Genomic DNA, 23,893 nt, shown 5'->3' with positions numbered 1-23,893 from the left:
ATATGACACATTTGTCTATTAATAAAAAACTGAAGCGTTTATTTTTACTTATTGGTACATTTTCAGCTACCAGTTTTTGCCAAGCCAATGATTTTGCAAATGATCCTCAATATTCCAGTTTTAAAGAAAAAACCATGCGGAGCTATGGTCTCACAGCAGAACAAGTTGACTGGGCAATGAATGGCTCACGTAATCTTCCCAATATTATCAATATTATGAACCGACCTGGTGAAAGTAAGCCATGGTATGACTATAAAACCAATTTCATGTCTGAAAGTACCATTCAGCGTGGAGTTCGATTCAAAAATCAATATGCCGATACCTTAAACCGTGCGGAACAGCAATTTGGTGTTCCACAATCTGTGATTTTAGGCATTTTGGGGGTAGAAACAGGTTTTGGTGCAAATAAAGGCAATTTCATCACCCGAGATGCCTTAGCAACCCTTGCATTTGGCTATGAACGTCGTGCTGCTTATTTCCAAGACGAGCTGTCTGCACTGATTGCATGGACATATAAAGATGGTGTACCGACTAACTCTATTGTAGGGTCTTATGCGGGTGCAATTGGCTATCCACAATTCATGCCTAGCAACATTCCTAAATACGGTATGGACTACGATGGTAATGGGCATGTTGACCTAAGAAATTCAGCAGTCGATGCGATTGGTTCTATTGCCAACTATCTCGCTCAACATGGTTGGCAAAGAAATCAACCTATTGGTTTTGCGGCGCGCTACACAGGTTCGACACCTGATGCCGTTATTGCCAAGAACCTTGAACAACCTACACCTTATGGTGTGTTAAAACCGCAGGGTATTTCACCCATCAATCCAGTGGTAAAAATTGATGATTTAGATATGGTTAACGTCATTCAACTTCAAGAGAATTATGGCTCAATTTACTATATTACTTACCCGAATTTTCAAGTGATTACTACCTATAATAAGAGCCGTATGTATGCCACCGCTGTGTGGCAATTAGGCACTGAAATTGCTAGCCGCTAAGGCTAGCTTTTTTCAAAAACAAATAAGTCAATCTTTTTTTTAATAAAAAAGTATATAAAACAATCAAGTTACACATAATGTTACAATATTGTATATTTTTTAATCACAAAGCAATTTAATTACCTACTTTTTGTAAAGATTTCGGTATAAAGACTAGACACCTTTACTTCGGCATGAATATTATCCATCTCGTCAAATGTAGTTGCACAAGTGAATAAATCGACCCGTTTGCTTGTAATTCAATGTTTTACTGCTGAATTACTACTCCGCAAACCCGTCTTTAGGAGATTTTATGCATTCTTCAATGAAATATATTCTTGCCATAGCGACCACGTTCGCCCTGACACAGTCACAGGCCGAATTGGTTCAATCATCGTCATTAAACAATGACAATGATAATTCACGTCTAGCAGCACGTGTATTAAACAAAGATGCTCAGAGCTTTAACTCTCACTTTTCAAATCTAAATAGCCTTTCAATTACTGAGAGTTCTGGAGATAAAATTCGTCGCGAAACGATTGCAGCGAAAATCGAAATCCCAGCAAATGAGCCTTCAGTCATTGACAAGTTAAATGATGTTGCATCCAACACTGTCCGCCAATTTAGCCAAACTGGTGTGGCTTCATGGTATGGTCGTCAGTTTCATGGTCGTAAAACAGCAAACGGTGAAACGTTTGACATGAACGCATTAACGGCAGCTCATCGTAGCCTGCCATTAAACTGCTACATTCGTGTGACCAATAAAAATAACGGCAAAAGTGTGGTTGTAAAAGTGAATGATCGTGGTCCATTCCATGGCAACCGTGTAGTCGATCTTTCTTATGGTGCTGCTAAACAACTTGGTATCACCAATGCAGGGACAGCAAAAGTAAGCATTGAACGCGTTGCAGGTCCTAACTCTTAATTCACGAGTGCAAAACACATTTGACAAAAAGCCACGTTTAAGTGGCTTTTTTTATTTTCTAATTTAATTAATATGTTATTTTAAAAAAGATAAGAAATCGACAACCTGTGGGGGAAAACGATCAAATGACAAAATCAACCCAATATTTAACAACTTCACATTTAAAAACTTTTGCACTGCTAAGTACGGTTTTATTGTCAGCTTGTAGCTACTCCATTTCCAAACACACTCATCGTGGTCAAAAAATAGACCCTAGACAGAATTCCACATTTATTTTACATGGTGGGCCTATTCTTACAATGCAGGGAGATACCCCAACATACGTAGAAGCCATGCTAGTCGAAAATGGCGTAATCAAATTTACAGGCACTCTTGCCAATGCAAAACAAATCAATCCACTTGCACAGCGCTTTAATTTAAAAAACCACACCGTTATTCCAGGGCTCATCGATGCACATAGCCATGCCAACAGCGTTGGATTACAACAAACCGTTGCTAATCTTTATTCACCACCCGATGGCAAAGTTACAGACATCCCCTCCCTGATTCAAGCAATGCAAGCATGGAAAAATAATAATCCTACTTTCATCCAACAAGCTTCAGGCTGGATTATCGGCAACGGATATGATGATGCCCAATTAACTGAAAAGCGCCACCCTACCGCGACTGAACTAGATAAAATCTCAACCGACCAACCTGTCATTATTTTGCATCAATCTGGTCATTTGGCTACGGTCAACACCAAAGCACTCGAACTACTCAAAATTGATGCCAAAACACCAAACCCAACTGGCGGTGTTATCCGTCGTAAAGCAAACTCTAAAGAACCAAATGGTGTACTTGAAGAAAGTGTGGTTTTTAAAGCCATGATTCAAATTTTCCAGCATATGCCGCCCGAAACCATGGAAAAAATGGCACTCACTGCGGTACAAACCTATGCCCAAAATGGTTATACCACCATTCAGGAAGGCCGAGCCGATGCTGGCACTTCAGAAATGTGGCGCAATTTAGCCCAAAATGGAAAATTACCTATCGATTTGGTGGTCTACCCAGACATCAGCACAGAAAAAAACTATATGCTGCAACACGGAACCAATCGAGAATATAAACACCACTATAGAATTGGGGGCGTTAAAATTAGCCTAGATGGATCTCCACAAGGTAAAACTGCTTGGCTAACCAAACCCTATGTCATACCACCTGAAGGTCAAAAAAAATCTTACCGTGGCTATGCCGCTTTTCCACAACAGAGCACAGTACAAAATCTGATTGACTTGGCTTTCCAGAATAATTGGCAAATTTTAGCGCATGCCAATGGTGATGCTGCTATTGATCAGTATTTGAACACCATTGAAAAAGCTACTGCTAAATTTCCAATCCAAGATCGACGTAATGTGATTATTCATGCACAAACCATGCGTGAAGACCAACTAGACAAAGCCAAAGAACTAAAACTCATTCCTTCTTTCTTCTCACTACATACTTATTACTGGGGAGATTGGCACGTTCATGAAACTTTAGGTTTAGAACGCGCTCAAAATATTTCCCCTACAGGCTCTGCCTTAAGAAAAGGAGTTTTATTTACTGAACATCATGATGCACCCGTCATTCCTCCAAATAGCATGATGACTTTGGATACCACCGTAAACCGCGTGACCCGTAGCGGTAAAATTTTAGGTGAAGATCAACGTGTCAGTCCTTATCTTGCGCTGAAAAGCATGACCAGTTGGGCTGCCTATCAATATTTTGAAGAAGACAGCAAAGGTACACTGGCTGCTGGGAAATTAGCTGATTTTGTCATTCTGGATCAGAACCCCATGACCGTACCGAGTAATCAAATTAAAAATATTAAAGTGCTTGCTACTTTCAAAGAAGGCAAAGAAGTTTTTCACGCAAGAAATTAGATTTGTAAATACATACCTAAACGCAGTTCAAAATCATTGAGCTGCGTTAATGCATAACAAAACAAATGATAGAAATGAACTAAAATTTAATTTCAAATTTTGACCTCTTTTGTTTTCTATTTTATAGTCTCTCAGGAACAAGGATATAAAAAATACAATAAGCATTTGCAGGAGCAACACATGAAAACAATAAATCAATGGTTCGATGAATACGGTGAAAGCCACCAAAATAAAACCAATAAAATGATTCACTGGCTTTGTGTCCCCACAATTTTATTTTCCATTATTGGTATTTTGGCGCATTTCAGTGTGCTACTTACCGCCCTTATTGTGACCCTCACTCTTATTTTTTATAGTCGACTGGATCTTGTTTTAGCCGTGGCAATGGCAGCCCTAATTTTTGTAATGGCATGGCTGATTTTGATTTTACCTGTCGGTGTAGGTTTTTATATTGCATTGTTCATTTTTGCTTGGATTGGACAATTTTATGGGCATAAAATTGAAGGAAAGAAACCATCTTTCTTCAAAGACCTCCAATTCCTCCTCATTGGCCCAATTTGGTGTATGGATGCATATCTAAATAAACTGGTACCCAAATTAGAAACCCATGCTAGAGCGCAAATGAACGCCATTTAGCGTACATGTCCAATTTTCACAGTGGAATTTGATCTTTTAGATGTTTTCCACTGTGAACTCGATTAAAACACCCAAGCTTCCAATGCATAAAAAAACAGCAAACTCAAAGCCAAACTCACTAAAATTTTTCTTAAAAATAAAGACGCAAGAATACAAAATATCGTGGCATAAAAATAACTATTCCCCTGCAATACTCTCCATTCACCGTGATCAAAAAATATAATCGGCATACAAATTGCGCTCAATAAACACGGTGCTGAATATTTCAACATGCGTTCAAAAAACATTGGAAACTGAATGGCAACTTTAGGTTCTAAAAATAGATAACGATTAAAAAATACAATTGCAGCCAATAAAAAAATAAATGACCAACTCATGTTTTTTGCTCCCAACGCTCCAGACACACCGCAACAAACATTCCCAACATGCCTGAGAGTAAAATTGAGGCTTCTACATGCAATGCGGTTAAACACAATGAGCTTAGAATTGTAGTGATGACACCGATCAAACTCCTCCAATTTTTAATAAAAGGAACAATAATCGCCACCAAAACAGCAACGATAGAAAAATCTAAATGCAAGCTCGACAAATTAGGAACTGTCGAAGCCAAATAAATTCCCAATAGGCTAAATAGCACCCACGCGAGATAAAAACATAAGCCTGCACCCAATAAATAATATGGACGATGCAGTTGTTTGGTCATCGCGACAGCAAATAACTCATCCGTCAATAAAAATCCCAAAGGAATTCGGTAATAACTCGCCAAAACCGAAATATCTTTGCGCAAGGTTAAGGCATAAATAAAATGCTGACTGGTTAAAAAAAATACTGTAATTGCAATTGTAAGTACTGTTGCATCCGCAGACCACATTCCCAAACTTACCAGTTGTGCTGCACCCGCAAACACAACCGCCGACATCGCTACTGCCTGTGGAATGCTCAATCCTGCATCAATGGCAACTGAACCCGCCAAAATTCCCCATGGTAGTACCGCAATCGATAAAGGAACGATATCGATTGCACCCTGGATAAAATCTTGTGACTTATTATAGGCCCTAGCCCTTAATTGCTGTTGAGAAAGATCCATAACAACATCTACTAAATAAACACACCAATAAAATAGGTGTTTTGCAGCATGCTGATCTTGTACAAAATTGCTGAATAATCATGAAATAATCAAGACATAGAACGAAGCAAATAATCTTCATTAACTTTATAAATTTGAATTATTTAAATAACACATTAAAGTGAGAGTCACTTCTTCTAACGTAGGGTCATCACGTATTGCAAAGGTGTCACACCTACCGATTTTTTGAAATGCCGATTAAAGTGACTCTGATCTGAAAAGCCACATAAATCTGCCACCAAAGCAATATTTTCACCACGTTTTAAAAGCTGTTTCGCTTGGTGCAAACGAAACTGAATGAGCCATGCGTGGGGTGGAAGACCTGTATATTTTTTAAATTGTCGCAAAAAATGCCAAGGGCTTAAACCTGCTGTTTCAGCCAACTCATTCAGGGAATAATCTTTTTCAGGTGCACTCGCTAATAAATCTTTAATCATCAATATACGATTCTGAGCTTCAGGTAATGGCAACTCACCTAGCTTAGTGCGGCTGTGATGTGACATTAAATAAGCCAGCGTAGATAGATATAAAGTCTGTTTAAATAGTTGATTATCTTTATTTTCTAGTAAATCGAACAGCAAGCTAAGTTGTTGTGCCAAGCCTTCATCCTGAATCACTGCGTGGGGAAACCACGGCATGGTTCCTGAAGGTTGAAAAAAATCCTGACTCACATCCCTTAACATTTCAGGTGTTGGATAAATAGCACGATAGCGCCACCCTGTTTCTACTGCAGATGAACCTGTATGCACTTCATCAGCATTCACCAAAATGATATGCCCTTTAGGTGCGATATGCAGTGCACCTGTCCGATAAAACGACTGTGCCCCTTCTTCTATTACCCCTATGCAATAGCCTTCATGCACATGTTTAGAAAATTGTTTTTGTACATAAGAAGCATTCAGTAATTCCAAGCCACCCAATTCTTGGACATGCTTAAATTTAACAAACTCATGCTTCACTTCGCTCATACAATCAATTCTTTATTCATGCCAGTCAAATCTATTTCACATGCAAAATATCATGTTTATTTTTACTGTATAGAACAAAATTGCTCTCTAATTCCCTATTGGTACATTCTGCCCTGATATTTTAACCAGCCATCAATATGCTGCCGCTGCGGATCATGATGCGTCCAATGAATAACACCTCCCTTTGAGTTGTATTCATATTCACCATAAAACTCAACCGTATCGCCTTTTTGCAGATTTTCTATTCTCGGTGCCAAATCAATATTATGTGCAACCAATACTGTTAATCCATCCTTTAATAACAATATAAATTTCTGGTGTCTGGAGCCTTCATGATCATCAGCCAGAATTGCTTTAACTACGCCACTCGCACGGACTTGCACATTATTTTGTTGCTGTTGAAATGCCTGTTGTATTTTCTGATGGTCATCAACCGTAGATACTGATTCCGGAGAAGTTGCAATTGGAGATTCATTTTTAGGAGGCGTCTGCTGTTGTTGATTTATGCCAAGATATGCAGCAATAAGAACCAGAATCACCACAACAATTCTAAAATTTGTTTTATTCATCATTTTTTATCCTTTTTATTCGATATAAAAAAAGCCCCTTTGGGGGCTTTTTTTTTGCAAAATAAAATTATTTTGCAGCAGCTTGAGCAGCAGCAACTTCTTCAGCAAAAGAAAGTTCAGCTTTTTTCTCAATGCCTTCACCCACTTCGAAACGTACGAATTGAGCAACAGTTGTACCAGTCGCTTTTAATACGTCAGCAACTTTCTTATCGTTGTCGATTACGTACATTTGACGCTCAAGAACAACTTCGTTCAAGTATTTCTCAACTGAACCAGTAACCATCTTCTCAACGATGTTTGCTGGCTTGCCAGACTCAATCGCTTTCGCTTCAGCAATTTCTTTCTCTTTCGCGATAAGCTCAGCAGAAACGCCTTCAGCAGTTACAGCAACTGGGTTGAACGCAGCAACGTGCATTGCAACACCTTTACCAGTGTCAGCTTGACCAGTATAAGCAACTACAACACCAATTTTTAAACCGTGTTTGTAAACTGCAAGGTTTTCACCTTCAACAATTTTAGCACGACGTACTTGGATGTTTTCACCGATTTTTTGAACAAGAGCAATACGCGCTTCTTCAACAGTCGTGCCATCTTCAAGTTTAAGTTCAGCAATTTTAGCAGCATCAGTTTCGCCAGCAGCAAGTGCAGCAGCAGCAACTTTAGCAGAGAAGCCAGCAAAGTTTTCGTCTTTAGCAACGAAGTCAGTTTGGCAGTTTACTTCTAAAAGAATAGCTTTGTTGCCTTCTTGAGCGATAGTAATCGCGCCGTCAGCAGCGATGTTACCCGCTTTTTTAGCAGCTTTAGCTTGACCAGATTTACGTAGGTTATCAATCGCTAATTCGATGTCACCGTTCGCTTCTGTTAATGCTTTTTTACATTCCATCATTGCTAAACCAGTACGGTCACGCAATTCTTTAACCATGCTTGCAGTAATAGCAGTCATGTGTATCTCCTAAAAATCGGTAGAAAATGAATTCTTTTTAGAACAGAAACGGCCCAGAGGGATGCTCATGGGCCGTCTGCATACATGACGCTTACTTTGCCACCATCACATGTCGCAAAAATGACAAGCTTGCGTCAAAACGCATTAAGCCTCAGGAGCTTCTTTAGCAGCTTCGTCGCCTTTTGCTTGTGCATTTGCTTGAGTTTGAGCGTACTCTTTACCAGCAAGGATCGCATCAGCCATAGCAGAAGCGTAAAGTGTTACTGCACGGATCGCATCGTCATTACCCGGGATAACGAAATCAACGTTGTCTGGGTTAGAATTTGTATCAACGATACCGATTACAGGAATACCAAGGTTTTTAGCTTCTTTAATCGCGATTGATTCGTGGTCAACGTCGATTACGAATAATGCGTCAGGTAAACCACCCATGTTTTTCACGCCGCCTAAAGCACGCTCAAGTTTTTCCATCTCACGAGTACGCTCTAAAGCTTCACGTTTAGTAAGCTTAGCGAAAGTACCGTCTTGAGATTGAGTTTGAAGGTCTTTTAAACGGTTGATAGATTGGCGAAGTGTTTTCCAGTTCGTCAACATACCACCTAACCAACGGTGATCTACATATGGTTGACCAGCGCGTTGAGCTTGTTCACGGATGATGTTAGAAGCAGCACGTTTAGTACCAACGAACAACACTTTGTTCTTTTTGCTTGCAAGATTGTTAACAAAGTTCAAAGCATCATTTAACGCAGGAACAGTGTGCTCAAGGTTGATGATGTGAATTTTGTTACGCGCGCCAAAAATGTATTGACGCATTTTTGGGTTCCAGAAACGAGTTTGGTGACCAAAGTGCGCACCTGCTTGAAGAAGGTCGCGCATGCTTACGTTGTAATCTGCCATTTTCTTTACCTTAAAGTTTGGGTTAGGCCTCCATATATCCGCATTCTCCACCCTTTTAGGGCACCCAGAGTAATGTGTCGATATATGTGCGGATTTTTACCAATTTCAATCAAACGACTCGTAAATATATTCACGAAAAAGCATTTGATAAAATGGGCGGCTATTTATACCATAGTCACATACAAATTTCCAAAAGTTTTTAGAGATCATGAATACAACTTATCAAGCTCCCCGTCGATTAATTAAAACTGCCGATGAAATTGAAAAAATGCGCGTGGCAGGACGACTGGCGGCAGAAGTGTTGGATATGATCAAACCGCATATCAAACCAGGGGTAACGACCCTCGAATTAGACACGATTTGTCACGATTATATTGTGAACGTACAAAATGCGATCCCTGCATGTTTAGGTTATGGTGCGGCACCTGGTCGTCCAGCGTTTCAGCACACCATTTGTACTTCAGTGAACCATGTTGTGTGTCACGGTATTCCATCTGAAAGTAAAATCTTAAAGAAAGGCGATATCTTAAATATTGATGTCACTGTGATTAAAGATGGTTATCACGGCGATACCAATATGATGTACGTGGTGGGTGAAGAGACTTCGATTCTTGCTGACCGCTTATGTAAAGTTGCTCAAGAAGCAATGTATCGTGGTATTGCGACAGTTAAACCAGGTTCGACCATTGGTGATATTGGTCTGGCTATTCAAAAATATGTTGAATCTGAACGTTTTAGTGTTGTACGTGAATACTGTGGTCACGGTATTGGTACGGTGTTCCATGATGAACCACAAGTATTGCATTATGGTCAAGGCAACAGCGGTATGATTCTTGAAGAAGGCATGACCTTTACCATTGAACCAATGGTCAATGCAGGCGTATGGCAAACCAAGTTACTGGGTGACAAATGGACAGTTGTGACCAAAGATCATAAATTGTCTGCGCAATATGAACATACCATTTTAGTGACTAAAGATGGTGTTGAAATTTTGACTGCACGTCCTGAAGAAGATTTATCTCGTTTTCAGACTGAAGCAGTGTCATTGGCTTAAAATCTAAGTCAGTTGTCAAAAAGGTCACCTTCGGGTGATCTTTTTTTATATCCAAAAACAACATCCCCTAACTATTTTATTTTTAATTAATAACAACTTAAAAAATACTCAAACAAGATTTATCACGCCCTATCACGCTTTTTATAAATAACATGATTGATTGATAAGTAACAGAACCATAAAAAAATTACGGTAATTTTCACAATTTTTTAAAACTATGCCTGTTTTAAAACAACAGTTTTCTTTCGCCGCGCTATTGAATAATGCCCTGAATAAAAATGATGAAAATGGACATGGAGTCCCCTATGCAAAAAACAGGATTAGCATTTTCAATTGCGATTACCCTTATTCCTACATTTAGCCATGCTAAATCCCCCTATTTCAGCCTAGAAGATGGTGATGGCTTTAAACGTTTTTCCATTTCTGTGGGTGCATTACATGTTATGCCACAAGGTCAAGTTCAACCGTTTCGAGTCAATACAGCAGTCAAGGAAGGTGAAACCGCAAAGGTCGGCAATATTCAGGCACAAACTGTTTTAGACAATATTCGGCCAGGCAGTGACGTTAATCCACTGTTAAAGGCAGCTCTTAAAGGATTGGCTGCAATTGATGCTCCCGTCCCTTCAAGTCTCAGTGGTACTGCCGAAATACACGGCTTAAGCCAATGGGATAATGCAGGTACTGGACTTCAAGCAGATGATGTTACAACTTTAGGCATCATGAGCAATTATTTCTTTACCGACCATGTTTCAGTTGAGGTCAAAGCTGGGATTCCCCCTAAGGTCGATTTACAAGGTCAAGGAAAAATCTATGCGCCCTTTTCTGCTATTGCCAGTCCTTTAGGCAGTGTTTTGGGTCAACTGGAACTTGAAAATGATATTTTGATTACCGATTTGTCTGCTCACGGCGCTGCTGCTTCGGCTCGGGCATGGACACCTGCATTTGAATTGCAATATCACTTTGGCAAAACTGGGGTGAATAAATTTCGTCCCTATGTTGGTTTAGGCGTCATGTATGCTTATTTTAATGAATTAGAAATGAACCCACGTATTGAGCAAGATTTAATTGCCGCTGGTCATATGATTGCCAATATTAAAGAAGGTCATGCTGGCGGATCTTTAGAAGGTAAAACCAGTTCAGCCAATCCTCAAGTGGATCTTGAAGCATCTGATGCCTTTGCACCGATTGCCACAGTTGGATTTACCTACGATTTTAATAGCAATTGGTTTGCTGTCGGTTCGGTCAGTTATGCTCAACTGAGTAATGACACCACCATTACCGTGACCGATGCCAAACTCGGTGAACTTATCCGCTCCAAAGCCGATATTGAGATCAATCCAATTCTCGCTTATGCCGGTATTGGCTATCGCTTCTAAAATACTAAAACTCACTCGGATTTCTCTTCACGGTATTCATTAAAATAGTATGAAGACCGTGGAATAACTCCTGAGTTTTATCCAACCAACTTCTCATCTAAAGTGCATTGTTCTGATGCACTTTTATTGAATGATTTAAAGAATGAATTATTTTTGATCAGATTTTATCCTTTTTATCTAGTAGCATTTTCTCAGAATTTCATGATCTCTGAACTCATATTAACCAATAGACTCAAGTGTTTAATCACTGTATCTGTTGAATCAATGCAAAATCCGCACTTTTGGCATATTGCTTGCACTTTATAATTTATAAGATGAATCAACGTCGATTCACATAGTACATAGACGGCCAACGATGTCCGTTCTGATCGGATTACAAGCAACTTAAAAAACTTGTAAACAAAATGACGCTCAGTTCAGGGGATGGTTATGTCTTCAGCAATAAATAGCGATGCAAAAAAAGCGACACAAATTAAACTTTTTAATTTTTCTACACCCGCCATGCGTGCTTTCCATATGACTTGGCTCGCATTCTTTGTCTGCTTCTTCGCATGGTTTGCTTGCGCACCGCTTATGCCTGTAATTAAAGGCGAATTCAATTTAACCAAAGATCAAATTGCCAACATTAATATTGCAGCCGTTGCGATTACTATTTTAATTCGCCTGATTGTCGGTCCATTGTGTGATAAATATGGCCCCAGAAAGACCTATACAGCCCTTTTATTACTCGGCAGTATTCCTGTATTTGGCGTTGCCGCTGCCAATACCTACGAATCTTTTTTATTTTTCCGTTTACTGATTGGTGCCATTGGCGCGAGTTTTGTCATTACCCAATATCATACCAGTGTTATGTTTGCACCCAACGTAGTAGGTACAGCAAACGCGGCAGCGGCTGGTTGGGGTAATGCAGGCGGCGGTGCAACACAAGCTCTCATGCCACTTATTCTTGGAGCAATTGTAATGTTTGGTGTAGAACAAAGCATGGGATGGCGCATTTCTCTGCTTGTACCAGGCATCATGATGGTGATTGTGGGCATCTTATATTGGAAGCTCACTCAAGATTGCCCTCAAGGAAATTTTAAAGAACTTCGTAAAGAAGGCATTGAAGTGGGAAGCGGTAAAAAAGGCGGTACAGCAATTTTGCTGCAAGCTGCACGCAATTACCGCGTTTGGATTCTATTTGTATCTTATGCTGCATGTTTTGGTATTGAAATTTTCATTCATAATGTTGCTGCAATGTATTATGTAGACCACTTCAATATGGGCCTTAAAGAGGCAGGTTTAACTGCGGGTATCTTTGGTCTATTGGCACTTTTCGCTCGTGCTTTGGGTGGCATTGTTTCAGATAAAATTGCAATCGCAAAAGGCCTAGATGGACGCACCAAAGTGTTATTCACGCTAGTCTTACTTGAAGGTTTATTCTTAATCGTATTCTCTCAAATGAATACCGTCACACTCGCTATTATCAGCATGACTGTATTTGCACTCTTTACCCATATGGCATGTGGGGCTACTTATGCACTGGTGCCTTTTATTGACCGTGATGCTTTAGGAGGTGTTGCAGGGATTATTGGTGCTGGGGGTAATGTAGGTGCAGTAGCCGCTGGCTTTTTATTGAAAGGCGTATTAGATGTACAAACTTGTCTATTCATCCTTGGCGGTTTAGTCACAGTTGCAGCCTTTAGTGTCATTTTAATTCGCTTTTCAGTTGAACATAAAACCAAAGAAAAACAACTTTTTGATCAAGCTGTATTAGAACGAAATAGTTTAGCGTAAAACTTTAAATCCTCAGGTACAAATGAGGGTGTATTCACTCTCTGTACCTGATCAAAATAACCTACTCTTTCTTATGTAAAATATTCACTTGATTCGTAGAACCAAAAATCACTCATGCATATAGAATTAATTCTTGAATGTATAAATCCTGATAAATGACAAATCCACGGCATCAAATGTTGAACTATTTCTAATCCAACAATGTCCTAAATATGCAAATAATGACGGTTTCATTAGTTTTCACACATTCATAATGCTGCACCAATCCCCCAATCATTACGTCACTTTTCAAATGTTTTAATCAAATATCGAAATTAATCGATATATTGCGTACAATACAGCCAAACTCATATTTCAAGACGAATGCGGCAATGACCCAAAGTCAATTTTCAAAACCCCTTATTTATATGCTGATTGGCAGCGCTATCATTTTGGCGCTTTCGCTAGGTGTTCGACATGCATTTGGACTCTATTTGGTTCCTATGAGCCATGAATTTGGTTGGGGGCATAACGTCTTTAGTTTAGCAATCGCATTACAAAACCTGATTTGGGGTGCTGTACAGCCAATTACGGGAGCTTTTGCCGACAAATATGGCAGTAAAGTTGTTGTCACGGTAGGAGGTATTCTCTACGCGATTGGCTTATTACTCATGTCCGTCAGCTCAACTGGCTTTATGCTGAATGTCAGTGTTGGTCTGATTTTAGGTTTAGCTTTATCTGCAACCTCTTTTCCTGTGTTACTTTCTGCGGTTGGGCGTGCAGCCCCACCTGAAAAACGTAGTTTGGCTATGGGCATTGCCAGTGCAGCAGGCTCGTTTGGACAATTTATTATGCTGCCGTCAACCTTATTGCTATTGCAAAATATTGGTTGGTCAGCCGCTTTAATTGTCAGTGCGATTTTAATTGCCTTTATCGTTCCGCTCGCTTGGATGCTAAAAGCACCCATGTATGTAGCACCAAATAGCCAAACCACAAGTAGTGCACCTGCCCTCAGTTTTAAACAAATTTTGAACATTGCAAAAGCACATAAACCTTTCTGGTTTTTATCTTTAGGTTTTATGGTGTGTGGCTTCCAAGTGGTCTTTATTGGTATTCACCTGCCTGGTTATCTGATTGATCATGGTTTTGATGCGACCACGGGCACGGTGTTTTTAGCCCTTGTTGGGTTATTCAATATCTTTGGCACGTACGGCGCGGGCTGGTTAGGAGGTAAATTTTCCAAACCTAAACTGCTCATGGGTTTATATGCACTGCGCGGCATCACTATTATTGCTTTTTTAGCCTTACCGTTAAGTACATGGACAATCTATAGTTTCGGCGTGATTATGGGTTTATTATGGTTATCTACCGTGCCATTAACCAACGGGATTGTCGCCAATATGTTCGGCATTCGCTATTTGTCTATGCTCAGCGGTATTGTATTTTTTACCCATCAAGTCGGATCTTTTTTTGGTGGATGGCTCGGTGGCGTGAATCATGACATGACAGGAAATTATCAAGCAGTTTGGATGATTTCAATTGCGCTCAGTGTTTTAGGTGTACTGGTTCATTTCTTTGTCGATGAAAAGGCGGTGGTCCATGAATAATTCATCTCTGTTTTGGCTTAAGACATCGATTAGCGCGGTTGTACTGGGACTGATTATTGCTGCCATTGCACTCTGGCTACAAACACCGCAACTCTTCGAGTACTTTAATCAAGCATTCTGCCCACACTAATCTCTTCAAGACTGGCTCTAGTTTTCATAAACTCAGCATTTATTCTTATTTCAAAAAATGCTGGGTTTTTCTTAGTTTAAAACAACAAGAAATTTAGAGTAATAACAATGACCAGTCTTACACAACTTTCTCAAGCCATTCATGATGCACCGCAGTGGCATTTAGCTGAAGCTCTTCAACATCCAAATGAAATTCAAATTACCCCATTGAAAGATCAAGCTTTAGGCGCGATTGTGACAGGCTTAGATGCACGTAAAGCACAGTCAGGCGAAACCATTTTCCGTCTTAAACAAGCCCTAGCAGAGCATTTAGTTTTGATCTTTAAACAACAAAGGTTAGATGATTTACAGTATCTAGCTTTTGCCAGCTACTTTGGTTCCATTTTCCGCCCAAGCGCAGATAATCCCGTACTTGCCAGCCAATCGGATACTGGTGTCCCACCTGATGTTGTCCCTGTGTCAAATGCAGTGGGGCAAGGAGACTATACAGGTCACGGCGAGCTAAGCCCACATGCCGATCACCAATGGACACCTCTTCCCTCTTTCGGCTCACTGCTTTATGCCATTGAACTTCCACAAAACGGTGGACAAACCACTTGGTTCAATACCATTAAAGCCTATGATGCCCTCTCAGATGAGATTAAAAAGAAAATCGACTCGTTACAGCTCATTACCTATAACCCCTTTGTCCGTGCACAAAGTAATACAGGGACAAGTGGTTATGCAGATTCACCTTACTACCGCTTTAAAGATCAACCTATTTTAGGACATGCCTATCCACATCCACTTGTACGCATTCACCCTGAAACAGGACGTAAAGCATTGTGGCTGAATACGCGTTCGGAAGTTGAATTGGTCAATGTGAGTGATATTGAAGGGAGTGATCTCATCGCAGAGTTACGCGCACATATTCTAAAATCAGAGTTCCGTTACGAACATCATTGGGAAACAGGAGATATCGTGTTTTGGGACAATCAAGTCACATTACATTCAAGAACACCCTTTCCCGCAGAACAACGTCGCTTATTAAAACGTATTAGCTTGGCAGGTGCTCGACCTTTCTAAACGATATTCATCATTCCTCAGCGCATAAAAAAGCCCATTAATTAAAATGGGCTTTTTATTCACTTCACTGAATGTTTAGAACAAACGGTTCATACCATTCAAAGTCGCTACACGGTAGGCTTCAGCCATTGTTGGGTAGTTAAATGTCGTTTCCACAAAATACTTGATCGTATTATTTGGACTGTTCATCACTGCTTGACCAATGTGAATAATTTCCGCAGCGTTATTACCAAAGCAATGTACGCCCAAAATTTCCAAAGTATCGCGGTGGAACAAAATCTTCAATTCACCGACGGTATCGCCTGTAATTTGCGCACGAGCTAAATGACGGAAAGATGCCTGCCCCACTTCATAGGGAATTTTTTCTTCCGTTAATTGCTGTTCATTCTTACCAATCGAAGAAATTTCTGGAATGGTGTAAATCCCTGTAGGAATATCAACTACAGGTTCAATACCTTCTTCACCACTCATATTTGCCCCTGCACAACGACCTTGGTCATAAGCAGCAGAAGCCAAAGATGGCCAACCAATTACATCACCTGCAGCGTAAATATTCTCAACTTCAGTTTGATATTGATCATTTACAGTAATTTGACCGCGGCTGTTTGGCGTAATACCGACATTCTCTAGTCCAAGACCATCTGTATTACCAGAACGGCCATTACACCATAAAATCGCATCAGCCTTAATTTTCTTACCACTGAGCAAATGCATCACCACGTGATCATCGAAAGTTTCAAGATGATCAATCTGTTCGTTATGACGAATCAATACACCCTGCTCACGCAAGTGATATGACAAGGCATCTGAAATTTCATCATCTAAATAGCTGAGCAATTTCATTTGGGTATTGATCAGATCAACTTTATGATCCAATCCAATGAAAATTGACGCATATTCGCAGCCAATTACACCTGCACCATAAATGATGATTTTCTGAATCGAGAAATCCAAATCCAAAATTTTATCTGAATCAAATACACGCGGATGATTAAAATCAAGCATCGCAGGACGATAAGGACGGCTACCTGTCGCAATCACCAACTGCTTGAACATGATGGTTTCTTTAATCCCATCAGGCGTAAAGACCAATACTGTGTTTTGATCTTGGATATAAGCACGCCCATGATAAATATCAATCTTGTTACGATCGTAAAAACGCGAATGTGTTTCTACCTGTTGTTGAATGACTTTATGTGCATTGCGCAGTACTTGTTTCATGGTGAATTGTTTCCAATCCCCCACTTTTTGGAACATTGGATCGCGTTGATAGCGAATAATGCTCGATACTGTTTGACGCAATGCCTTACTCGGAATTGTGCCAACGTGAGTACAGTTTCCCCCCAGTTGCTCTCGCATATCAATAATTGCAACGCGCTTACCAGATTTGGCAAGTTTCATTGCCGCGCCTTCACCAGCTGGGCCCGAACCTAGAACGACCGCATCATATTTCAAGAAAGTTCCACTAACGACCTCTTTCTTACGTGCCATTCAACGCTCCTTTTCTATAAATTTGTGTCTATTTTCACTCTATTATGACTGAAAATAGCTGACTTTGCTGTATTTCATAGTCATATATTGAATGATAACGACATTTAGAAAATGAATAGTGTTTTCGCCCTATCAATGTGCAATTCCGTTATAATGTTTAAATATCTCTCCGTGTAAACAGTGGAAAAGTTGAATATGTCTGAAAGCCGTAAACCTGAACAGGGTGTCAAACTTCGTGGTGCAGAAAAAGTTTCACGTATTCCTGTCAAAGTTGTACCTACGGTTGAAGTGCCTCGTAAGCCAGACTGGATTCGTGTCAAGATGACAGCGCCAGAGGAAGTTCAACGCATTAAAACAACTTTACGCGCACAAAAATTACATACTGTATGTGAAGAAGCTGCCTGCCCAAATTTACCAGAATGTTTTGGCGGTGGTACTGCAACCTTTATGATTATGGGTGACATCTGTACTCGTCGTTGTCCATTCTGTGATGTTGCCCATGGCCGTCCAAATGCGTTAGACCCAGATGAACCACGCCATATGGCAGAAACCATTGCAAACTTAGGTTTGAAATATGCTGTGATTACTTCGGTAGACCGTGATGATCTACTGGATGGTGGTGCTCAGCACTTTGTGGATTGTATTAAAGAAGCACGTAACTTAAGCCCGAAAACTCTACTCGAAATTTTGGTGCCCGACTTCCGTGGTCGTATGGATATTGCCTTACGCATCATGACGGAATGTCCGCCTGATGTGTTTAACCACAATATTGAAACTGTGCCACGCTTATATAAAGCTATGCGTCCAGGTTCAGACTACCAGCACTCTTTAACCCTACTGAAAATGTTTAAAGAGTACTGCCCTGATGTTCCAACCAAATGTGGTTTGATGGTTGGTATTGGTGAAACTGAAGAAGAAGTGATTGCACTATTAGATGACTTACGTGCCCATGATGTAGACTATGTAACCATCGGTCAGTATTTACAGCCATCTAAAGAACATGCACCGATTGACCGTTTTGTCAGCCCAGAAGAATTCGAGCGTTACGCCGAACATGGTCGTAAACTTGGTTTTAGAAACATCTGGTCTGCACCAATGGTTCGATCAAGTTACTTTGCTGACCGCCAATACTATGGCGAACCTGTACCCGCAGTGCGTCGTAAAGTAGATCCAGCAAAGAAAATTGCAGTGCAAACAATTGAAGCTTAATTAAGTCTTTGATTTTAAAAACCCTTTAAATACATAATTTAAAGGGTTTTTTATTGTCATGAACATCAATTAAAGCGATTACGCTATATCCAGTACACGCTAAAACTATAAAAGAACTCATTTACTTCGAAACGAACTTGATAACCCAACTGGGTCAATTCAGCCGAAAGCTCCCGAATTTCACTAAGCGGCAAATGCTTAGGTAAAACAGCAAATACTGCTGTATTCCCCTGCTGAGCACTTTCTTCAATTAATTTTGCTAAACGCTCTTTATAGAGGTTGATATCCAATTTGGCGGTTGCCGTAAGAATTTTGGCATGTTCGGCTGTAATAAAGCTCATTCTTGTTCTCTTGGTATTGATGAATTATTTCTTTTGATCATAGCAAACAGAATAGAGATAAAGTTGAAAAATTGTACAGATTTTTATCTTTAAATTTCTAACATGATCTATTTTCAAAAACTGGGATGATGAGGTGATTGTATAGAAATATGACCAATTCAAAAGTTGCTCTAAAACTAAGCATATTTTACCTATGAGTAAATAACCCTCCAATGAATTGCATCATCATAAGTCAAATTAACTAATTTAATTTTCACATAATTTATTAGAAGTATTGAATTGATTAAGAAATCAAAATTGGCATAAGGATTGCTATATATCAAATACATAGATTGGAGATAGATTAAGTAAAGGTTAAACTTATGTTGAAAATTAAACTTATTTCATTGGCTGTATTAACGACATTGAGCTCAGCATTCACCTATGCCGATGATTTCAAAATTCTTAAACAAATATCTGAAAAACCAACCTTACTTAAAGAGGGTGCATATAAAGGCAACTACTATGTACCATCCACGCTAAATACTATTACTTGGGGTTATTTACCTAATCGAGATGCAAAAGCAGTTTTGACGGTAAATTCTGGAAGTATTGTCACATTCGATACGGTCTCCCATGAAGGTTTACTTGAAGATCAAGGCCGTGATGCAGACAAATATTTCCAATCTAAAGGGGTCAAGTCTGAATATATTCTAGATGAAGCCAAAAAAATTACCCAATCCAAACTAGCACATGACTTCCATAAAGATGGCCCCCACATTGTTACAGGGCCAGTTGCCATTGCAGGTGCTGAGCCTGGGGATATTTTAAAAGTCGAGGTGATTAAGGTCGAACCACGTGTACCCTATGGTGTAATTTCGAATCGACATGGAAAAGGAGCATTGGTCGGAGAGTTTCCAAAGACACCTCAACAAGATAATCCATCTGCTGAACATCCTGAACGTTTCGGCAATGTTTCAATTTTCACCCCAATTGAAAAGAATGCTCAAGGTGAATATGAAGGCGTATTAAAAACTGCATCAGGTAAAGCGATTCGTTTCCCGCTTTATCCTTTTATGGGCATTATGGGGGTAGCTGCAAATACTTCTGAACCTGTTCACTCTGTACCACCAGCCTTGTATGGTGGAAATATTGATATTAATGAGCTTGGTGCGGGTGCAACTGCCTATTATCCAGTACAAGTCAAAGGTGCACTTTTTTACACAGGCGATAGCCATTTCTCGCAAGGTGATGGTGAAGTCGCACTGACAGCATTGGAAGCATCAGCGCGTGCAACCCTCAAATTTACCTTATTAAAGGCAGGTAAGGACAAGATTCCAGGTCAAGAAATTAAACAACCTTTAGCCGAAAATGCAGAGTTTTGGATTACTCCTGGTTTAGATGCCGATCTAGATGAAGCGATGAAAAAATCTACCCGTGAAGCAATCCGTTTTTTACATCAAGAATATGGTATTGATGAAGCGACTGCCTATGCTTACTTAAGTGCTGCAACAGATTTTGAAGTTTCACAAGTGGTTGACCGCACTAAAGGTATTCATGCCAAAATCCGCAAAGCTGATTTTAAAGAGTTTGAGCCAACCAATCCTAACAAATAACGAATCCTTAAACTGAAAATGAAGGTGATTGCACAATCGCCTTCACTGAATAAATAGTTTCAATACAATGGACAGAGGCGGTTCTCGTACCCATTACACCAGTTTAAATTCACCGTTGTTTACATCTCATCACCACATTTATACGTCAAATCATTGATTAAAAAATCCTCAAAGTCATAAACTATTTATATAAGCTAGAGGATAACAATAATGACAGGATTCAAACCCTTCGCGTACTTAACGATAAGGATGCCCAGATAATTTAAGCCAGTTACAATTTTCGATCTCAGGTAAGTTAGAGCGAATTGATCTGTTTCGAAAAGCCTAATTACCCCTGAAACTCAAAGTCTTTTAAATGCTCGACTCAATTCTGATCTGAATATATCCTGCTTAAAGTATCATTCAAGTACTGTAAGTTTGCGCCTAGGAAGGTTTTATAGGAGGTTGATATGAATTTTCTGACAAATTTATTGGTCGCAAAACCTCTTTTCATTTTTGGGATTGCCTGCGTATTTTTTATTGGCTATTTAATCGTACGTAATTTTAGCCATCGGCGTAGTGCGAAATATTTAGGGCTTACCGCAATTTTATGGTTACTTTATGCATGTTGGGAATTTTGGGTTCAATTCAAAACGCCACAAGCAGATATTCGTATAGACTTACTGATTATTTGGCCGGTTATTTTTATGCTCACTTTCGTTTCTACACTCTTACTTTTTTTTAAAAGCGAAAAATAAAGAGCCAAACGAATAGACACTCACCTTCTAAAAAAGAACCAGTCGTTTCCGACTGGTTAAGGAAAAAAGCGACGACTCCATCTAAAGAATAGCGATTCTTTTATGGCTGGATAGAGTCGTCTCTCAATTTATAAGTATTGTTATTGTGCAGTGTATCCTCCATCCATAACTACAGCCTGCCCCGTAATACCAGCACCTTTGTCACTGGCCAAGAAAATTGCATAATCAGCAATTTCTTCAACACGAAGTAAACGCTTTTGTGGCACCATCGCTAAAATCACATCTTCAAGTGCAGAGTCCAAACTCACATTGCGTGTTTTAGCCAAATCCGCAATTTGACCACGTACCAATGGCGTATCCACATAACCTGGACACAGTGCATTTACGGTAATACCATCACGAGCACATTCTAAAGCAGCAACTTTTGTTAGCCCAATCACACCATGTTTGGCACTGTTATAACCCGCTTTACCCGCAAATCCAATTAAGCCATTAATCGATGCCATATTAATAATACGACCTGATTTCTGTGCTTTCATAATTGGAAAGGCATGTTTGATTCCAATAAAAGAACCTGTCAACATCACTTGAACCAGTTTTTGATACACCGATGTTGGAAATTCTTCAATTGGCGCAACGTGTTGAAAGCCCGCGTTATTAATCAAGATATCCAAAGTACCAAAAGTGTTTTGCGTTAATTCAATTGCTGCCTGATACTGGGCTTCATCCGTCACATCACAAGGGGCTGAAAGTGCCTGAAAACCTTGTGCTTTTAGTGCTTCAGCCGTTTCCTGACATTTTTCAGCATTCATGTCGGAGATCACAACTTTTGCACCTTCTTGTGCAAATTTTTTGGCAATTTCTAAACCAATGCCACTGGCTGAACCTGTAATAAATGCAACTTTATTTTCTAATTGCAAGCTCATGACTTACTCCTTTTACATCTAGCCTGCAACTTGCACAGGCCTAGTCCTTAACGTAATTTTAGACAATACCGAAAATTGTAAATGCTGCAATCACAACAAATACCGCAGTGGTTTTAATGATAGTGACAGCAAAAATATCTTTATAAGACTGCTTGTGGGTTAAACCAGTCACCGCAAGTAGGGTAATTACTGCGCCATTATGCGGTAAGGTATCCATCCCCCCCGATGCCATAGACACTACACGGTGCATGACTTCTGGTGGAATACCTGCCGCGAGAATAGCCGCATTGTATTGTTCCGCCATCGCACTCAGGGCAATACTCATACCACCTGATGCCGAACCTGTAATCCCCGCCAGCACAGTCGTGGTCACGGCACCATTCACCAAAGGATTGGTAAAAGTTGAACTTAAACCGTGACTGATCAAAGCGAAGCCTGGTAATGCCGCAATAATGGCACCAAAACCATATTCCGAAGCGGTATTCATGACTGCAAGTAAAGCACCGCTAATACTGGTATTCACACCTTCTTTAAACTGCACAATTACACGCTGATAGTCATATAAAAATGCAGTGATTATGCCGACAATTAATGCCAAACCGACCGCCCAGATTGCACCTGTTTTCGCTACATCTACAGTGTAATTGGCCAAACCAATTGCATTAAAATCGAAGCCATTTGGATACCATTTTGGAATTGCGGTAGATAAAAACTTGTTCGTGACCGCAACTAAAATAAGCGGTACAAAAGCCAGTGCCTGACGTGCTCTAGAACCATTTTGACTATCTAAAAGATTTACTGTCGTAGTCGAATCTGTAGCTTGTACTTGTTCATTCGCGAACCCTGCATAACCCTCACCTGCTTGTTCAGCAGCACGACAACGCCATTGTAGATAAAGCAGCCCCATACATAGCACAAAAATTGCACCAATAATCCCTAAAAAAGGCGCTGCATAAATATTGGTGCCAAAGAACGTGGTTGGAATCACATTTTGAATTTGTGGTGTGCCTGGCAGGGCATCCATGGTAAAGGTAAATGCACCGAGTGCAATTGTGCCTGGAATTAAACGTTTTGGAATATTCGCTTCTTGGAACAGTTGATTCGCAAATGGATATACCGCAAACACCACCACAAACAAGCTCACACCACTATAAGTCAAAATTGCACCTAACAATACAACCGTTAAAATTGCACGTTTAGCCCCAATTAAACTGACAATGGTTTTTGCAATCGAGGAGGCAATCCCCGACATTTCCACAACTTTGCCGAAAATTGCACCCAATAAAAAGACCAAAAAATAGTCTTTAATGAAATTCACCATTTTGGGCATAAATACGCCTGAATAGAATGGTAAAACATGGTTGGGTGCAATTAAAAATACCGCGAGTAAGGCACAGAGGGGTGCCATGAGAATGACCGAAAATCCCTTATAGGCTGTGTACATCAACAAACCTAAAGACAGTAGGATGACAAATAAATCCCACATATTCTTTTCTCCCTGATAAAGAATACATAAGGGCGCACACATTGCGTTAGACAATGTGATAGACCTTTATTTTTTGACCGAAAAAATGCTCAATTTTATTAAGAGTTATCCTAAACTCTATATAAAAACAACAAGCAGAAAATTTTTTAATACCACTTTTAGTATTTAAAA

The 23,893-nt window shown here is 39.8% G+C and carries 23 protein-coding genes; 13 read left to right on the top strand and 10 right to left on the bottom strand.

From position 1 onward, the window contains the following. The first annotated feature begins 2 nt into the window (after positions 1 to 2). The 4 genes from mltB to I593_RS09745 all read left to right on the top strand — a co-directional run bounded on the left by mltB (position 3) and on the right by I593_RS09745 (position 4,448). Positions 3 to 1,004, top strand: coding sequence for a lytic murein transglycosylase B (mltB, locus tag I593_RS09760; RefSeq protein ID WP_016167404.1), 1,002 nt, complete (start codon positions 3 to 5; stop codon positions 1,002 to 1,004). Between the two features lie 292 nt (positions 1,005 to 1,296). After that, positions 1,297 to 1,908 (top strand): septal ring lytic transglycosylase RlpA family protein, encoded by a 612-nt coding sequence (locus tag I593_RS09755; RefSeq protein ID WP_016167403.1) that lies wholly within the window; start codon positions 1,297 to 1,299, stop codon positions 1,906 to 1,908. Positions 1,909 to 2,033: 125 nt separating this feature from the next. Continuing rightward, a complete protein-coding gene (locus I593_RS09750; protein WP_016167402.1) occupies positions 2,034 to 3,812 on the top strand; it encodes an amidohydrolase in 1,779 nt (592 codons plus the stop codon). 180 nt (positions 3,813 to 3,992) lie between these two features. Beyond that, entirely contained in the window at positions 3,993 to 4,448 is a 456-nt protein-coding gene (locus I593_RS09745; protein ID WP_016167401.1) for an Mpo1 family 2-hydroxy fatty acid dioxygenase, read from the top strand. 62 nt (positions 4,449 to 4,510) lie between these two features. Here the strand turns inward: I593_RS09745 and I593_RS09740 are convergent, their stop codons facing one another. From I593_RS09740 to rpsB, 6 genes are all read right to left on the bottom strand, one after another. Continuing rightward, positions 4,511 to 4,825 carry an AzlD domain-containing protein gene (locus I593_RS09740; RefSeq protein WP_016167400.1) on the bottom strand — a complete coding sequence of 105 codons (315 nt, stop codon included), beginning with the start codon at positions 4,823 to 4,825 and terminating at the stop codon, positions 4,511 to 4,513. Next, the gene (locus I593_RS09735) at positions 4,822 to 5,535 is read right to left on the bottom strand and encodes an AzlC family ABC transporter permease (protein ID WP_016167399.1); all 714 of its coding nucleotides are present in this window, start codon (positions 5,533 to 5,535) and stop codon (positions 4,822 to 4,824) included. Before I593_RS09735 ends, I593_RS09740 begins: the two co-directional genes overlap by 4 nt. 176 nt (positions 5,536 to 5,711) lie before the next feature. Further along, the gene (locus I593_RS09730; RefSeq protein WP_016167398.1) at positions 5,712 to 6,542 is read right to left on the bottom strand and encodes a helix-turn-helix transcriptional regulator; all 831 of its coding nucleotides are present in this window, start codon (positions 6,540 to 6,542) and stop codon (positions 5,712 to 5,714) included. A 95-nt stretch (positions 6,543 to 6,637) separates the two neighbouring features. Then, on the bottom strand, positions 6,638 to 7,114 hold the full coding sequence (locus tag I593_RS09725; protein WP_026440986.1) for a DUF3465 domain-containing protein: 477 nt from the start codon (positions 7,112 to 7,114) through the stop codon (positions 6,638 to 6,640). A gap of 64 nt (positions 7,115 to 7,178) precedes the next feature. Then, positions 7,179 to 8,054: a translation elongation factor Ts gene (tsf, locus tag I593_RS09720; protein WP_016167396.1), complete on the bottom strand. Its 876-nt coding sequence runs from the start codon at positions 8,052 to 8,054 to the stop codon at positions 7,179 to 7,181. Positions 8,055 to 8,198: 144 nt separating this feature from the next. Continuing rightward, positions 8,199 to 8,951 (bottom strand): 30S ribosomal protein S2, encoded by a 753-nt coding sequence (gene rpsB, locus I593_RS09715; protein ID WP_016167395.1) that lies wholly within the window; start codon positions 8,949 to 8,951, stop codon positions 8,199 to 8,201. Positions 8,952 to 9,159: 208 nt separating this feature from the next. On the opposite strand from rpsB, the gene map reads away from it, so the two are divergent. The 6 genes from map to I593_RS09685 all read left to right on the top strand — a co-directional run bounded on the left by map (position 9,160) and on the right by I593_RS09685 (position 15,937). Further along, entirely contained in the window at positions 9,160 to 10,005 is an 846-nt protein-coding gene (map, locus tag I593_RS09710) for a type I methionyl aminopeptidase (protein ID WP_016167394.1), read from the top strand. A gap of 305 nt (positions 10,006 to 10,310) precedes the next feature. Next, entirely contained in the window at positions 10,311 to 11,381 is a 1,071-nt protein-coding gene (locus I593_RS09705; protein ID WP_016167393.1) for an OmpW/AlkL family protein, read from the top strand. A gap of 429 nt (positions 11,382 to 11,810) precedes the next feature. Then, positions 11,811 to 13,157, top strand: coding sequence for an MFS transporter (locus I593_RS09700; RefSeq protein WP_016167392.1), 1,347 nt, complete (start codon positions 11,811 to 11,813; stop codon positions 13,155 to 13,157). Between the two features lie 371 nt (positions 13,158 to 13,528). Next, positions 13,529 to 14,743: an MFS transporter gene (locus tag I593_RS09695; protein ID WP_016167391.1), complete on the top strand. Its 1,215-nt coding sequence runs from the start codon at positions 13,529 to 13,531 to the stop codon at positions 14,741 to 14,743. After that, the gene (locus I593_RS20650) at positions 14,736 to 14,873 is read left to right on the top strand and encodes a hypothetical protein (protein WP_016167390.1); all 138 of its coding nucleotides are present in this window, start codon (positions 14,736 to 14,738) and stop codon (positions 14,871 to 14,873) included. Before I593_RS09695 ends, I593_RS20650 begins: the two co-directional genes overlap by 8 nt. Before the next feature lie 107 nt (positions 14,874 to 14,980). Beyond that, on the top strand, positions 14,981 to 15,937 hold the full coding sequence (locus I593_RS09685) for a TauD/TfdA dioxygenase family protein (RefSeq protein WP_016167389.1): 957 nt from the start codon (positions 14,981 to 14,983) through the stop codon (positions 15,935 to 15,937). Between the two features lie 75 nt (positions 15,938 to 16,012). On the opposite strand, the gene sthA is transcribed toward I593_RS09685, so the two are convergent. Then, the gene (gene sthA / locus I593_RS09680; RefSeq protein ID WP_016167388.1) at positions 16,013 to 17,428 is read right to left on the bottom strand and encodes a Si-specific NAD(P)(+) transhydrogenase; all 1,416 of its coding nucleotides are present in this window, start codon (positions 17,426 to 17,428) and stop codon (positions 16,013 to 16,015) included. Positions 17,429 to 17,623: 195 nt separating this feature from the next. On the opposite strand from sthA, the gene lipA reads away from it, so the two are divergent. Then, on the top strand, positions 17,624 to 18,637 hold the full coding sequence (lipA, locus tag I593_RS09675) for a lipoyl synthase (protein ID WP_016167387.1): 1,014 nt from the start codon (positions 17,624 to 17,626) through the stop codon (positions 18,635 to 18,637). 83 nt (positions 18,638 to 18,720) lie between these two features. On the opposite strand, the gene I593_RS09670 is transcribed toward lipA, so the two are convergent. Next, positions 18,721 to 18,978 (bottom strand): hypothetical protein, encoded by a 258-nt coding sequence (locus tag I593_RS09670; RefSeq protein ID WP_016167386.1) that lies wholly within the window; start codon positions 18,976 to 18,978, stop codon positions 18,721 to 18,723. Between the two features lie 362 nt (positions 18,979 to 19,340). Here I593_RS09670 and I593_RS09665 point away from each other — a divergent pair, with 362 nt between their 5' ends. Together I593_RS09665 and I593_RS09660 are read left to right on the top strand one after the other, a co-directional pair. Beyond that, entirely contained in the window at positions 19,341 to 20,573 is a 1,233-nt protein-coding gene (locus I593_RS09665; RefSeq protein ID WP_016167385.1) for an acetamidase/formamidase family protein, read from the top strand. A gap of 449 nt (positions 20,574 to 21,022) precedes the next feature. After that, positions 21,023 to 21,310: a hypothetical protein gene (locus tag I593_RS09660; RefSeq protein ID WP_016167384.1), complete on the top strand. Its 288-nt coding sequence runs from the start codon at positions 21,023 to 21,025 to the stop codon at positions 21,308 to 21,310. 140 nt (positions 21,311 to 21,450) lie between these two features. On the opposite strand, the gene I593_RS09655 is transcribed toward I593_RS09660, so the two are convergent. After that, positions 21,451 to 22,236 carry a 3-hydroxybutyrate dehydrogenase gene (locus I593_RS09655; protein WP_016167383.1) on the bottom strand — a complete coding sequence of 262 codons (786 nt, stop codon included), beginning with the start codon at positions 22,234 to 22,236 and terminating at the stop codon, positions 21,451 to 21,453. 58 nt (positions 22,237 to 22,294) lie between these two features. After that, positions 22,295 to 23,722 carry a GntP family permease gene (locus tag I593_RS09650; RefSeq protein ID WP_016167382.1) on the bottom strand — a complete coding sequence of 476 codons (1,428 nt, stop codon included), beginning with the start codon at positions 23,720 to 23,722 and terminating at the stop codon, positions 22,295 to 22,297. Positions 23,723 to 23,893: the final 171 nt, after the last annotated feature.

It is taken from the genome of Acinetobacter tandoii DSM 14970 = CIP 107469 (genome assembly GCF_000400735.1).
Classification (GTDB): Bacteria; Pseudomonadota; Gammaproteobacteria; order Pseudomonadales; family Moraxellaceae; genus Acinetobacter; species Acinetobacter tandoii.
This window is presented reverse-complemented; position numbering and strand designations above follow the sequence as displayed.